The organism is Stenotrophomonas sp. NPDC077421, from assembly GCF_049545505.1.
Classification (GTDB): Bacteria; Pseudomonadota; Gammaproteobacteria; order Xanthomonadales; family Xanthomonadaceae; genus Stenotrophomonas; species Stenotrophomonas nematodicola.
Genome location: NZ_JBMWDP010000001.1, coordinates 105536 through 118489 on the forward strand (window position 1 = coordinate 105536; position 12954 = coordinate 118489).

Annotated in this window: 10 protein-coding genes; 4 read left to right on the forward strand and 6 right to left on the reverse strand. The window is 69.4% G+C overall.

Annotation, left to right across the window (positions count from 1 at the left end):
* Positions 1–67 precede the first annotated feature (67 nt).
* From ACPEH1_RS00450 to ACPEH1_RS00460, 3 genes are all read left to right on the forward strand, one after another.
* A complete protein-coding gene (locus ACPEH1_RS00450; protein ID WP_423715052.1) occupies positions 68–769 on the forward strand; it encodes a ComF family protein in 702 nt (233 codons plus the stop codon).
* A gap of 62 nt (positions 770–831) precedes the next feature.
* Positions 832–1380, forward strand: a complete 549-nt coding sequence (locus ACPEH1_RS00455; protein ID WP_017355738.1) for an HdeD family acid-resistance protein — start codon at positions 832–834, stop codon at positions 1378–1380.
* Positions 1381–1426: 46 nt separating this feature from the next.
* Positions 1427–1921, forward strand: a complete 495-nt coding sequence (locus tag ACPEH1_RS00460; RefSeq protein ID WP_136005996.1) for a SecDF P1 head subdomain-containing protein — start codon at positions 1427–1429, stop codon at positions 1919–1921.
* Positions 1922–1944: 23 nt separating this feature from the next.
* Here ACPEH1_RS00460 and ACPEH1_RS00465 read toward each other — a convergent pair whose 3' ends face one another.
* The 6 genes from ACPEH1_RS00465 to ACPEH1_RS00490 are packed head-to-tail and all read right to left on the reverse strand — an operon-like array spanning position 1945 to position 9126.
* The gene (locus ACPEH1_RS00465; RefSeq protein WP_017355736.1) at positions 1945–3744 is read right to left on the reverse strand and encodes an MFS transporter; all 1800 of its coding nucleotides are present in this window, start codon (positions 3742–3744) and stop codon (positions 1945–1947) included.
* Between the two features lie 52 nt (positions 3745–3796).
* On the reverse strand, positions 3797–4912 hold the full coding sequence (locus ACPEH1_RS00470; protein ID WP_017355735.1) for an N-acetylglucosamine-6-phosphate deacetylase: 1116 nt from the start codon (positions 4910–4912) through the stop codon (positions 3797–3799).
* Positions 4909–5685, reverse strand: a complete 777-nt coding sequence (locus ACPEH1_RS00475) for a DeoR family transcriptional regulator (RefSeq protein ID WP_017355734.1) — start codon at positions 5683–5685, stop codon at positions 4909–4911. The genes ACPEH1_RS00470 and ACPEH1_RS00475 overlap by 4 nt, the downstream gene beginning before the upstream one ends.
* A 34-nt stretch (positions 5686–5719) precedes the next feature.
* Positions 5720–7015 carry a D-tagatose-bisphosphate aldolase, class II, non-catalytic subunit gene (locus ACPEH1_RS00480; protein WP_423715053.1) on the reverse strand — a complete coding sequence of 432 codons (1296 nt, stop codon included), beginning with the start codon at positions 7013–7015 and terminating at the stop codon, positions 5720–5722.
* A 20-nt stretch (positions 7016–7035) separates the two neighbouring features.
* Positions 7036–7962 carry an ROK family protein gene (locus ACPEH1_RS00485; protein WP_262072137.1) on the reverse strand — a complete coding sequence of 309 codons (927 nt, stop codon included), beginning with the start codon at positions 7960–7962 and terminating at the stop codon, positions 7036–7038.
* A gap of 6 nt (positions 7963–7968) precedes the next feature.
* Entirely contained in the window at positions 7969–9126 is a 1158-nt protein-coding gene (locus ACPEH1_RS00490; RefSeq protein ID WP_136005981.1) for an SIS domain-containing protein, read from the reverse strand.
* Between the two features lie 322 nt (positions 9127–9448).
* On the opposite strand from ACPEH1_RS00490, the gene ACPEH1_RS00495 reads away from it, so the two are divergent.
* Positions 9449–12811 (forward strand): TIM-barrel domain-containing protein, encoded by a 3363-nt coding sequence (locus ACPEH1_RS00495; RefSeq protein WP_423715055.1) that lies wholly within the window; start codon positions 9449–9451, stop codon positions 12809–12811.
* The last annotated feature ends 143 nt before the right edge of the window (positions 12812–12954 follow it).

A 12954-nucleotide genomic window follows, 5' to 3' on the forward strand; every position in this document is an offset into this window, starting at 1 on the left:
CAAGTCCTGACAGATAGTGGAACGAAAGGGCGGCAGTCTGGTGAGCGGACCGGCAACTGTCAACTACATGGACATTAGAAAAGTTTACGGAGCATGGACGTGGCTGGGCCATCAGCTCCTGCCCCTGCGCTGCCTGCTGTGCGAGGCGCCCGGTGCGGATGGGCTGGATCTCTGCGCGGCCTGCCATGCCGGCCTGCCCTGGAACGATGCTGCCTGCCCGCTGTGCGCGCTGCCCTTGCCGGACGGCGAATGCACCGCGCGCTGCGGCGCCTGCCTGCGCACGCCCCCGCGCCAGCATGGCGCTGCCGCTACGTTTTTGTACGCCGCCCCGGTGGATGGACTGCTGCGCCGTTTCAAGTTCCACCATGACCTGGCGGCCGGCAGGCTGCTGTCGCAGCTGATGCTGCAGCGCGTACCGGCGTTCGTGGACGGCCCGCTGGCGCCGGTGCCGCTGCATCGGCAGCGGTTGCGCGCACGCGGCTACGACCAGGCGCTGGAACTGGCGCGACCGCTGGCGCGCGCGTTGGATCTGCCGCTGTGGCAGGGCGTGCAGCGCACCCGCCCGACCGCCCCGCAATCGGACCTGGAGGCCGATGCCCGCCGCCGCAATCTGCGGAACGCCTTCGGCGTGACCGGGCCCGCGCCGGCACGGTTGACCCTCGTTGACGACGTAATGACCACCGGCGCCACGCTGGATGCGGCCGCCAGCGCGCTGCAGGGCGCCGGCGGCACGCAGCTGCGGGTCTGGGTATGCGCACGCGTGCCGTGAGCAGGGCTTTCATGACCCGGCGCTAAGATGCCCATTCACCCTTCACACGGAGTGCGCTGCCGATGACTACCCCTCTTTCGCCGGTGCTGTCGCTGGTGGGCCGCAGCTGGTGGATCGTGCTGCTGTACGGCGTGGTGGCCGTGGTGTTCGGACTGATCGCGATCCTGCAGCCCCTGTCGGCCGCGACCGCGCTGGCATGGGCGATAGGCGTGATGGCGCTGGTGGAGGGCCTGATCAGCCTGTTCGCGGTGTTCGGCAACAGCGGCGTGCCGCGTGGCTGGCTGCTGCTCTATGCGGTGGTATCGCTCGGCTTCGGCGTGCTGGCGGTGCTCAATCCGCTGGCCACCGCCAGTGTGCTGATCCTGCTGCTGGCGGTCTGGCTGATCGTGGCCGGGCTGTACCGCATCGTGTTCGCCATCCGCGTGCGCAGGCACATCCGGGGCGAGTGGCTGCTGATCCTCAGCGGGCTGCTGGCCATCGTGCTGGGCGCGCTCATGGTGGCCAATCCCATCGCGGGCGTGGCTGTCACCACGCTGTGGATCGGCATCGGCAGCCTGATCTACGGCGTGCTGCAGATCGTGGTGGCCTTCCGCTTGCGACGGCTGCGCTGAGCCTGCATCCGGGCCACAATGCGCCAACAACCTCGAGGGAATGGCGATGCGCAAGGGATGGCGTTGGGGGCTGTTGTTGGGCGCGCTGGTGATGTCGGGGTGCAGCCAAGCGCCGTCGTCCGACGGGACGTTCACCCGGCCGGGCGCCCCGCCACGCAGCGGGGTGCGCATTGAAATGCGCGAGGCCGATACCGTGGCGCAGGCGGGCAGCGTGCCCGCGCGGACGCTGGATGGCACCCCCATCCATCTGGTTGGACCGCCGGTCATCACCGCGTCTGCCATTGCCAGTGTGCGCCAGGAGGTCGGACCCAATGGCCTGGCCACGCTTTACTACACTTTCACCGACGCGGCCGAACCGCGCATCCAGCGCGCGTCCGAGCGCCTGGTCGGACGCGTGATGGCGGTGAGCGTGGACGGTGACATCGTCAGCGTGGCGCATGTGAGCGCGCCGTTCGGCAAGTACATGCAGACCACCGGCCTGGCGCCGGACGATGCCGCACGCCTGGTGGAACGCATGACCGGCACGCCGGCCACACCCTGACCGGGTGTGGCGACGTGCTGCGATCAGCGGAAGTTGGCCTCGATCTGTTCCAGCGACTTGCCCTTGGTTTCCGGTAGCCAGAAGGCGGCGATCAGGAAGTACAGCAGGGTGCAGCCGGCCCAGAAGAAGAACATGCTGGCATAGCCGTGGTGGCCGACGGTGGGCAGGAAGATGGCCGCGATCACTGTGGACACGAACTGGTTGATCAACAGCGCGATGCTCATGCCGTTGGAGCGGATGCGGGTCGGCATCAGCTCGGACAGAGCCAGCCACACACACACGCCGGGGCCCACCGCGAAGAACGCCACGAACAGCAGGATGCAGCTGGCGACCAGCCAGCCGTGGGTGGGCGAGGGCACCGGGCCGATCATGGCGCGTTCGATCACCAGCGGTGCCTGCGCGGCCTGGGCGGGGTCCGGGAACGGATTGAGGTGCAGCCGGCGGAAGAACGCGCCGATCACACTGTCGTCCGACACCGCGTCGTTGCGACGGATCTCCAGCGTCGCATCGATCGGGTTGTCGCTGCGCAGCGCGCGCACGTTGCTGAAGCCGCCGTAGGCGTAGGACACGGTGAGCTGCTGCGGGCCAGCAGCGGCGCCGCCCTCCAGGCGCTGCCACTGTGCGGCATCCAGCGGCAGCGACAAGGTACTGCCTGCCACCTGCTGCTGCAGCAGCGGCTGCACATCCAGGCGGCCGCGTTCGCTCTGCACGAACAGCAGTGCGGCGGCCAGCAGCGCCACGGTGATGCCGCCGCTGCCCAGCATCAGCAGGAACTTGCGGCCCTTGCGGTCCACCAGCACGAGGGCGACCACGGTCATCACCGCGTTGAGCAGTTTGATCGCCACGTCGGCCCAGTTGGCCACCGCGCCGGGCAGGCCGGCCTGGTTGAGGATGTTCACCGCGTAGGCCAGCACCGAGTTGATGCCGGTGGCCTGGGTGAAGGCCAGCACCAGGCAGGCCAGCACGAACGGCCACACGTAACGGCGGCTCAGCAGCGGGTCGCGCGCGCCGGTGCCACGGCTGCGCACGGCCTCCGGGGCCTGCATGCGCTGCAGGGTCGGTTCGACCTCGGCGGCGGCAACGGTACGCTGCAGCGCGCGCCGCGCCGCGTCGACACGCCCGCGGCGCACCAGCCAGCGCGGCGATTCGCTGATCAGCAGCACGCCGGCGGTGAACACCAGCCCGGGCAGCAGGCAGCTCCAGAAGATGGTGCGCCAGGCATGGTCCTTGACATCGAACAGCAGCCGCTGCTGTTCCTCGCCTGGCAGGTGGCGCACGGCCGCGGCCGCTGCGTCCACCGAATGCGCGTGGTACAGGCCGATCACCGCCGCCAGCACCAGGCCGACGGTCAGCAGCAGCTGGAACATCGCCGCGCCGCGCCCGCGTCGCTCCGGGCTGAGCACCTCGGCCAGGTACAGCGGCACCACCACGCCGATCAGGCCGCCGCTGATGCCCTGCAGCAGGCGGCCCATCAGCAGCGCTGCATACCCGTCCGACAGCGCCATCACCGGAATGCTGGCGGTGAACAGCAGGCCGGCCAGGAACATCGCCCCGCGCCGCCCGATCAGGTCGGCGACCATGCCGGCGAACAGCGAGGACAGCACGCTGCCCAGCAGCACGGCGGCCACCACGAAGCCCAGCTGCTGGGTGGTCAGGTGCCAGCTCGCGGTTGCGGTGGCTTCCAGATACGGCAGGGCGCCGGCGATGATGCCGATGTCGATGCCGTAGAGCAGGCCGCCCATGCCGCCGATGAACAACAGATAGCGTATCGGCCAGCGCGGGGCGTCGGCGTACACGGGCTGGGCTGCGGAAACGTCGTTCATCGGGCCGGTCCTGTCCTGCGTTGCATGCGCCGCGACGGCGCGGGGTCGGCGCTCAGTCGAGCGCGATGTCTTGGCCTTCCACCGTCACGGCGCGCACGCGCAGGTCGCGGTCGAGGATCACCAGGTCGGCCCAGGCGCCGACGGCGATGCGGCCACGATCGGTGAGGCCGAGATAGTCGGCCGGGTAGCGCGATACCCGGTTGGAGGCGTCGGCAAGGTCCAGCCCCAGTGACACCAGATTGCGCAGCGCCTGGTCCATCGTCAGCGCACTGCCGGCCAGCGAACCGGTGGACAGTCGCACGCAGCCCAGGCACTTGTGCACGCGCTGTACGCCCAGCGCGTACTCGCCGTCGGGCATGCCGGTGGCCGCCGTGGCGTCGGTCACGCAATACAGGCGCGGAATCGCGCGCAGCGCGGTACGGATCGCGCCGGGATGCACGTGCTGCAGGTCGGGGATCAGCTCGGCGTACTGCGCATGCGCCAGGGCGGCGGTGGCGATGCCGGGCTGATAGTGGTCCACGCCGGTCATGCCGTTGAACAGATGGGTGAAGCCGGCCGCGCCCGCCTCCAGTGCGGCCACGCCATCGGCATAGCTGCCGGCACTGTGGCCGAGCTGCACGCGGATGCCGAGCGCGTTCAGCGCAGGAATCAGCGCGAGATGCTGGCCGATCTCCGGGGCGAGGGTGAGCACGTGGATGGGGGCAATCGCATGCAGGCGGCGCACGTCCTGCAGCGTGGCTTCGACCACCAGGGGCGGTTGCGCGCCGAGCCGCTCGGCACTGATGAAGGGGCCCTCCAGATGCACGCCCAGGACCCGTGCCATGCCCGGTGCCCGCGTGCCGATCGCACCGGCCAGGCCCTGCAGCGCCTGCACGATGTCGTCCTCGTGCGCGGTCATGGTGGTGCCCAGCATCGCCGTGGTGCCGTGGCGGGCATGCGCCCGCGCGACGGTGCAGGCGCTGTCGCCGCCCTGCATGATGTCCACACCGGCGCCGCCATGCACGTGCAGGTCGATGAAGCCGGGCAGGATCAGCGGAACCTCGTCGTCATCGCGCGGATCGCGGTGCGCGGTGTCGATGGCGCGTACACGCTGGTCGATGTGGAGGTCGCCACGCACCCAACCGGTGTCGGTGAGCATGCGGCCGTGCAGGGTGCGGGGGTCGGTCAAGGGGGCGACTCGGCGATGATCACTTCGACGCCCAGCCGCTGCAGCCCGTCCAGGTACTCGCTGTCGATGCTGGCGTCGGTGATGATGGTGTGGACCTGGTCCAGCCGCGCGATGCGGTGCAGGCTGACGCGGCCGAACTTGGAGGCGTCGGTCAGCACCACGATGCGGCGCGCGCGCTCGACCATGCGGTGGTTGAGGCTGGCTTCGGCCTCGTGGTGGGTGGTCAGGCCGAACTGCAGGTCCAGGCCATCCACACCGAGGAACAGGGTGTCGAAACTGTAGGTGTTCAGACTGGCCTCGGCCTGGCTGCCCTGCAGCGACAGCGACTGCTTGCGCAGCAGTCCGCCGGTCAGCAGCAGCTCCACGCCCGGCGCATTGGCCAGCTCCCAGGCGATGTTCAGTCCGTTGGTCATCACCGTGACGTCGCGGTGCCCGCGCAGGTGGCGCGCCAGCGTCATGGTGGTCGAGCCGGAGTCGATGATGATGTTGTCGCCCGGTTTGACCAGCCGCGCGGCGTGTACGCCGATGCTGTCCTTCAGCGGCAGGTTGAGCGCATCCTTCTCGTGGATGTCCTGCTCCTGCGGCGGCGTGCGCACCAGCGTGGCACCGCCATGCGTGCGCGTGGCCAACCCCTGCGATTCGATGTGGGTCAGGTCGGCACGGATGGTCACCGCCGACACGCCAAAGCGGCCCACCAGCTCGCTGACCTGCACGTTGCCGTGGTCGACCAGCAACTGCAGGATCTGTTGGCGGCGCTGGCGTGTGTTTCGCATGGGGGCGGTTCCGTCCGGAAAGGAAAGCCGAAGCTTACCGTTCCGAAAGCGCCTTGTTGCGATTGCAGGCCCGGGCGTACTCGGCCAGACGCAACGCAACCTTGTGCTGGATCAACGCCAGCGGCTCGGCGCGCAGGGCGCCGGCTTCGATCGCCTTCTGCTGTTCCGGCAGGAACTGGCTGAGCAGGGTCTGCGGCGGCACGTGTGTGGTCAGGTTGGTCACCAGCGTGTCCAGCGCGGCCTGGACCGCCGGTTCTCCCCAGTAGTAGCGGCTGCGGTCGCTCAGCGAATACGCGCGCAGCAGGCGTAGTTCGTGTTCGTCGCCGTGGTAGTAGCTGCGCCAGCTGGCGGGCTTGTCGACCATGCAGCGGTCGAGCACCTCGATCAGGTTCGAACGCTGTGCGGGCGGCAGCAGTGCGTCCTCGATCATCGCCAGTGCGAACACCGCCTCGCGGAACGCATAGGTGGCAGCCGGGCCGACTTTGAGGATGGCGAAGTGGTCGCGCACCAGCGCGTGCAATCCCGCCTCGGTCTGGTAGTCGGTGGAGTGGGCTTCAAACACGATGCGCGGCTGCTGCTCGACGAAGGCCGACAGGTCCGCGGCGGCGGCCGGATCGTAGTAGTGCACGCTGCTGTGGTCGAAATCCACGCCTGGCTGCACCACCATCGCGATCACCCGCTCCCATGCCGGCAGCAGGTCCGGCGCGGCGAAGGCCTCGCGGTGGATCGCCAGCGTGGTGGCCGCCGCGGCCGGCGTGGTGACCTGCAGGCCGCCGGCCAGCGACGCTTCGCCGCCGGGGACCGGCACTTCGGTGCCGATCACGTAGACGGGCGGTGGCAGGCCGTGCTCGGCTGCGGTGCGCTCGGCGATGCGCGCCAGCTCGGCCGAGCGCGCCGCCACGATCGCGTCCGGCAGCGGCACCGGGTCATCGGCGCAGGACATGCTGCAGTCCAGATGGATCTTGTGGAAGCCGGCCGCCACGTACGCGGCAATCAGCGCGCGGGCATGGGCCATCGCGGTCTCGGCCGGGCCCTTCTGCCAGGCATTCGGGCCGAGGTGGTCGCCGCCGAGGATCAGGCGCGCGGCGGGGAAGCCTGCGCGGGCGGCCAGGGCAAGCACGTAATCGCGGTACTGCGGCGGGGTCATCCCGGTGTAGCCACCGAACTGGTCGACCTGGTTGGAGGTCGCTTCGATCAGCAGCAGGGTGTCGTGGCGCTGCGCGACCTGCATCGCGGCCAGCAGCACCTGTTCGTTGCTGCAGCAAACGCTGTACAGCCCGACGGGGTGGCCCTGGCGGTGGGCGGCGATCAGCGATTGGACGGCGGACATGGCAACTCCGGAGGCGGTATTCAGGGGGAAGGGTGGTGCTGGCGGGCGAGCAGGGCCGCGCCACGCGCGCCGCCGGCATCGCCGAAGGCCGGCGGCAGGATCGGGGGCACGCGCACCCCGGCGAACAGGTACGGGGCAATGGCGGCGGGCAGGTCCCGATAGAGCTGCTCCAGCTTCGACAGCCCGCCGCCCAGCACGATCACGTGCGGATCCAGTGCCAGGATCAGGCTGGCGAAGCTGTAACCGAGCAGGTCGCGGTGGATCGCCAGCGCCTTCTGCGCGACGGCATCGCCGGTCTGCGCGGACGCGACCACCGCGCTGGCGTCGAGGTCGTCCCCGCCGCAGCGCGCATGGATCATCGCCAGGCCGCTGCCGGAGACGTACCGCTCCAGGCAGCCACGCAGGCCGCAGCCGCAGTCCAGCAGTGGCAGGTCATGGCGATGCTGCAGCGTGGCCGGGAGGCTCCAGTGGCCCCACTCGCCGGCAATGCCGTTGCTGCCGGCGACCAGATGCCCGTCCAGGCAGTAGCCACCGCCCGCGCCGGTGCCGAGGATCACCCCGAACATGCTGCGGTAGCCCGCGGCGGCGCCGTCATGTGCTTCGGACAGCGCGAAGCACTGCAGGTCGTTGCCGAGCACCAGCGGCCGCTGCAGGCGCGCCTGCAGGTCCACGCCAACGGTGCGCCCGGTCAGGCCCGGCACGTTGGCACTGAGCTGGCGGCCGCTGTCGCGGTCGCGCACGCCGGGCAGGCCGATGCCGACGGCCACGCCGGGCCGGCCGAGCGCCGCATCGGCGGCCGTGACCAGGTCGTCCACCGCCTGCAGGAACGCAGGGTAATCCTGGGTCGGCGTGGCCACGCGCTGGCGGTGCTGCACGGCCAGCGTGGCGTCGCACGCCACCAGTTCGATCTTGGTGCCCCCGATGTCGATGCCGTACCAGGTGTGCATGCGTGCTCAGCCGTGGGAGTGGATGGTCACGCCCTGCACCACCCGGTTCACGGTGCCGTCCGGGAACGGATTGTCCGGGGTCAGGCCGAGCGCGGCGGAACGTTGCAGCGCGTAACACTGCGGCACCAGCAGCCACAGGGGCGCCAGCCACGGATCGGGCAGGTCGGCGACGTCGAGCACGAAGTCGCCCTCGGCGCGGTCGTCGCCGTCCGGTCCGATCGAGATCACCCGGCCGGCAATGCCGTCGCGGCGCAGCTCGTTCAGCAGGTCCTGCTCGTAACGGCGCGACAACGGTTGTGCGCTGCGCAGCATCACCACCAGCGTGTCGGCGTTGAGGGTGGACTTGGGACCGTGGCGGAACCCCAGCGGTGTATTGGCCAGGGCCAGCACGCGCCCGGCGGTGAGTTCGAGCACCTTCAGCGCGGCTTCGCGCGCGGTGGCTTCCAGCGGGCCGCTGCCGAGGTAGATCACACGGGTATACGGTGCCTGTGCCAGTGCTCCCACAGCGGCGTCCCACGCGTGCAGGGCCTGTCCGCCGTGCGCGGACAGCTGCCGCAGGCGCTGCAGCCGCTGCGGCCACGGCGCGCGATCGAACGCACTGAGGGCGGCCAGCAGCATGCAGGTCAGGCTGCTGGTCATGGCAAATGCACGGTCGCAACTGGCCGGCGGCATCAGCAGCGACAGGGTGTCGCTGCGGCCCTGGCCGCGCCGGGCCAGTTCGCCATCGGCGTTGCAGGTGATGTCCAGAAAGCGCGCCTCGTCCACCTGGCCGCGCACCAGGTCCACCACCGCTACGCTTTCCGGGCTGGAACCGCTGCGCCCGAACGACACCAGCAGTGTCGGGCGGTCGCGGCGCAGGTACAGCGCCGGATGGGTGAGCAGGCTGGTGGTATGGATCGCGCGGATCTCCGCCGGCCACTGCGCGTTGAGCTGGTCGGCCACCATCTCGGCGATGAAACCCGAGCTGCCGGCGCCGGTGAAGATCACCCGCTGATCGGCATGGCCCAGGCGTTCGCCAAGGAAGGCATCGATGTCGGTCTGGCGGCGATCGAGCAGATCGGCCAGCGCGGCCCACAGGCCGGGCTGCTGGGCGATTTCTTCCGCCGTGTGGGCGCCGCCGAGGCGCTGCCAGGCGGGCAAGTCAGGGAGCAGAGAAGCGTCCATTCGCAATTCCTGTTGGGCGACCGCACCTTCTGCGCTTTCTTTCGAAATGTCAAATATCGAAAGAAAAAGAAAAGCAGGGTGCGTCACAATTTTCGATCGGAATCGGTTGAAACTTGGCGCAGATGGCGCACTGCATCAAGGTTTCAGGCGATACAAACCCAGTATTCAGGTGGTGTTTGGAAAGTGTTGCTTTGCATCATCTTTCGTTTATGAGAAAATATCCTTCATTTTTCTTTGCAATTTATTGACATCTTTCGAGCCCCTGCCCTAGAGTCGGCCGCAATGGTTTCGGATACCCGCCGAACGCGGGCTTGGGGGCAAGGTGGAAACCCGTATACGTCATGCCGGTCTGTCGGTGGCTGTGGTCGCTGCCTTGGCGCTGGCCACCGCGCCGGCCATCGCCGAGCCGCTGGGCAATCTGCGTACGATCGCCGCCGCCCCCGCCCGGGACGGCAGCCCCGGCTGGGAGATCCGCACCGATACCGGCGCGACGCTGCGCGTGGACCTGCTGCGCACGGATCTGCTGCGCGTGCAGGCCGGTCGCAACGGCACGCTGCGCCCGGCGGGCGACAAGGCCGCACCGATCGTGGTGCCGCAACCGGCCGCGAACGTCGCCTTCAAGCTGGAAGAAGATGGCAACGAAGTGCGCATCCGCACCGACGCCCTGGTGCTGCATATCCAGCGGCAGCCGCTGCGGCTGGCGCTGGATCGACGTGACGGCGATCGCGACGTGGCGCTATGGCGCGAGCTGCAGCCGCTGGACCTGGACACCGCACAGAGCGTGCAGGTGCTCTCCAGCGAAGCCGGCGAGCACTTCTACGGCGGCGGCCAGCAGAACGGGCGCTTCGAGTTCAAGGGGCGCGAGCTGGAGGTGTCCTACTCCGGGGGCTGGGAAGAGGGCGACCGGCCCAACCCGGCGCCGATGCTGCTCAGCGCGCGTGGCTGGGGCATGCTGCGCAACACCTGGAGCGATGGCACCTACGACCTGCGCCAGGCCGACCAGGCCACCCTGCTGCACCGCGAAGACCGCTTCGACGCGTACTACTTCGTCGGGCCTGACCTGCACACGCTGCTGGACCGCTACACCGCGCTGACCGGCCGCGCCGCGCTGCTGCCGCGCTGGGCGTTTTCGTATGGCGATGCCGACTGCTACAACGACGGCGACAACCGCAGGAAGCCCGGCAGCGTGCCCGACGGCTGGAGCGACGGCCCGACCGGCACCACGCCGGACGTGGTGGACAGCGTGGCCCGGCAGTACCGCGAGCACGACATGCCCGGCGGCTGGATCCTGCCCAATGATGGTTACGGCTGCGGCTACACGAAGCTGCCCGAAACGGTGCAGGGCCTGGCGAAGTACGGCTTCAGGACTGGCCTGTGGACCGAAAACGGTGTCGACAAGATCGCCTGGGAAGTGGGCACCGCCGGCAGCCGCGTGCAGAAGCTGGACGTGGCCTGGACCGGCAAGGGCTACCAGTTCGCAATGGACGCCAACCAGTCCGCGTTCAACGGCATCCTGCACAATTCCGACTCCCGCCCGTTCCTGTGGACGGTGATGGGCTGGGGCGGCATCCAGCGTTATGCCGTGGCCTGGACCGGCGACCAGAGCAGCAGCTGGGACTACATCCGCTGGCACATCCCGACCCTGATCGGCTCGGGCCTGTCCGGCATGGCCTACGCCAGCGGCGACGTCGATGCGATCTTCGGCGGCAGCGCCGAAACCTTCACCCGCGACCTGCAGTGGAAGAGCTTCACGCCGGTGCTGATGGGCATGTCCGGCTGGTCGGGCAACGCGCGCAAGCATCCGTGGTGGTTCGATGAGCCCTACCGCAGCGTCAACCGCGACTACCTCAAGCTGAAAATGCGCATGACCCCGTACATGTACGGGCTGGCGCACGATGCGGCGACCACCGGCGCCCCGCTGCTGCGCGCGCTGATGTGGGACTACCCCGAGGACCCGCAGGCCTACACCGAAGCGCACAAATACCAGTTCCTGCTCGGCCGTGAGCTGCTGATCGCGCCTGTCTACCGAAGCCAGGCGGCCAGTCGTGGCTGGCGCCGCGACATCCACCTGCCGCCGGGTCGCTGGATCGACTACTGGGATGGCCGCCAGCTGCTGGCCGGTGCGCAGGGCCGTTCGCTGGACCGCCCGGTCGACCTGGCCACCATCCCGGTGTTCGTGCGTGCCGGCGCGATCATTCCGATGTACCCGGAGATGCTCTACGACGGGCAGAAGCCACTCGATGAAGTGACCTTCGATCTGTATCCACAGGGCACCTCGCAGTACACGCTGTACGAGGACGACGGTGCCACCCGTCGCTATGAAACGGGGGAGTCGAGCACGCAGGCGATCACGGTGCAGGCCCCGGCGCAGGGCAGCGGGCCGGTGCAGGTGCGCATCGATCCGGTGCAGGGCCGCTATGCCGGCCAGTTGCCGCAGCGCCGCTATGCGCTGCGCGTGCTCAGCCGTCAGCGACCGGCCGCGGTCACGCTGGACGGTCGTGCGCTGCCGAGGCTGGCAGACCTGGCCGCCTGGCAGGCAGCGGGCGAGGGCTGGTATTACGACGCGGCCGAACGCCGCGGCACCCTGCATGTGCGCACCGCGCCGGTCGACATCCGCCAGGCGCTTGCGCTGCAGCTGGATCTGCCCGCCACCGCCGCAGCCGCCGACGATGCCTTCCCGGCCGCCCCGGCACTGGGCCGCGCGCTGCCCTCCGACAGCCTGCTGGTGGTCAACCGTCCGGCCGAGGAACCCGGCTACGAGCTGGAGAAGGCGTTCGACGACGATCCGGCCACCTGGTTCCGCACGGTGCGCAATCAGGCGGTGAAGACCGGTGCGCACGAATGGGTGATCGGCTTCGGCGAACGCAGGCTGATCGACGGCATCGAACTGGCGCCGCGCAACGACCAACACTGGAAGCACGGCCAGGTGCGCGACTACGAGATCTACCTGGGTGACAGCAATGGTGAGTGGGGCGAGCCGATCAAGCGCGGCAGCCTGACCCTGCAGCAGGGCACGCAGCAGATCGACTTCCCTGCCCATGCCGGCCGCCTGCTGCGCTTCCGCGTGCTGGGCACGCAGAACCCGGACGGCGACGGCGCCAGCGGGGCCGACCCGATGGTCACCGCCGCGCAAGGCAGTGTGGCGCGCGCGGTCGATGCGCTGCAGCCCCGCGATGTCGGCCCGATCGTGCTGTCCACCTTCCGCGTGCTGGAACATCAGCAGACGGAGAAGCCCGCGCAGCAGCTGTACCTGTCCGCATTGCCGCTGCCGGCCGGACTGGCGTCGCAGGTCGCAAGCGACCACGCCTTCGGTGGCCAGGCCGACATGCGCATGAACGGCCTGCACTTCCGCCGCGGTCTGGGCGTGGGTGCGGCCAGCCGGATCGACCTGCAGCTCAAGGGCAACTGGCGCCTGCTGCGCGCCGACCTGGGCATCGACGACCAGTGCCGCGCCGCCGGCGGCATGCAGTTCCAGGTCTGGGGCGACGGTCGGCTGCTCTACGACAGCGGTCTGGTGAAAGCGCCTGGTGTGGTCAAACCGGAGCTGGACGTGCGCGGCCTGCAACGGCTGAGCCTGCGCACGCTCGGGGCGCAGGGCGACATGCCTGCGCAGGTCTGTGGCAACTGGGCCAACGCGGCCCTGATCGGACAGGAGGGCGATACCGCCAGCATCGTGTCGCCCTGACGCCGCACCCCGCGCGCGACCCACCCGTTTCTGAACTGCTCTCTCCGTTTCCCGTCTGCGGCCCTCCGGCCGCGGCACGGGGGACGTTTGCCTGACATCCACCCATCCACCGCCAGCCCCACGCTGCGGATCGAACAAGGAGA

Bases quoted from the DNA above. Each gene is read 5' to 3' on its own strand.
- ACPEH1_RS00450 (WP_423715052.1), top strand. From the start codon at position 68: ATGGACATTAGAAAAGTTTACGGAGCATGGACGTGGCTGGGCCATCAG.
- ACPEH1_RS00455 (WP_017355738.1), top strand. From the start codon at position 832: ATGACTACCCCTCTTTCGCCGGTGCTGTCGCTGGTGGGCCGCAGCTGG.
- ACPEH1_RS00460 (WP_136005996.1), top strand. From the start codon at position 1,427: ATGCGCAAGGGATGGCGTTGGGGGCTGTTGTTGGGCGCGCTGGTGATG.
- ACPEH1_RS00465 (WP_017355736.1), bottom strand. From the start codon at position 3,744: ATGAACGACGTTTCCGCAGCCCAGCCCGTGTACGCCGACGCCCCGCGC.
- ACPEH1_RS00475 (WP_017355734.1), bottom strand. From the start codon at position 5,685: ATGCGAAACACACGCCAGCGCCGCCAACAGATCCTGCAGTTGCTGGTC.
- ACPEH1_RS00480 (WP_423715053.1), bottom strand. From the start codon at position 7,015: ATGTCCGCCGTCCAATCGCTGATCGCCGCCCACCGCCAGGGCCACCCC.
- ACPEH1_RS00485 (WP_262072137.1), bottom strand. From the start codon at position 7,962: ATGCACACCTGGTACGGCATCGACATCGGGGGCACCAAGATCGAACTG.
- ACPEH1_RS00490 (WP_136005981.1), bottom strand. From the start codon at position 9,126: ATGGACGCTTCTCTGCTCCCTGACTTGCCCGCCTGGCAGCGCCTCGGC.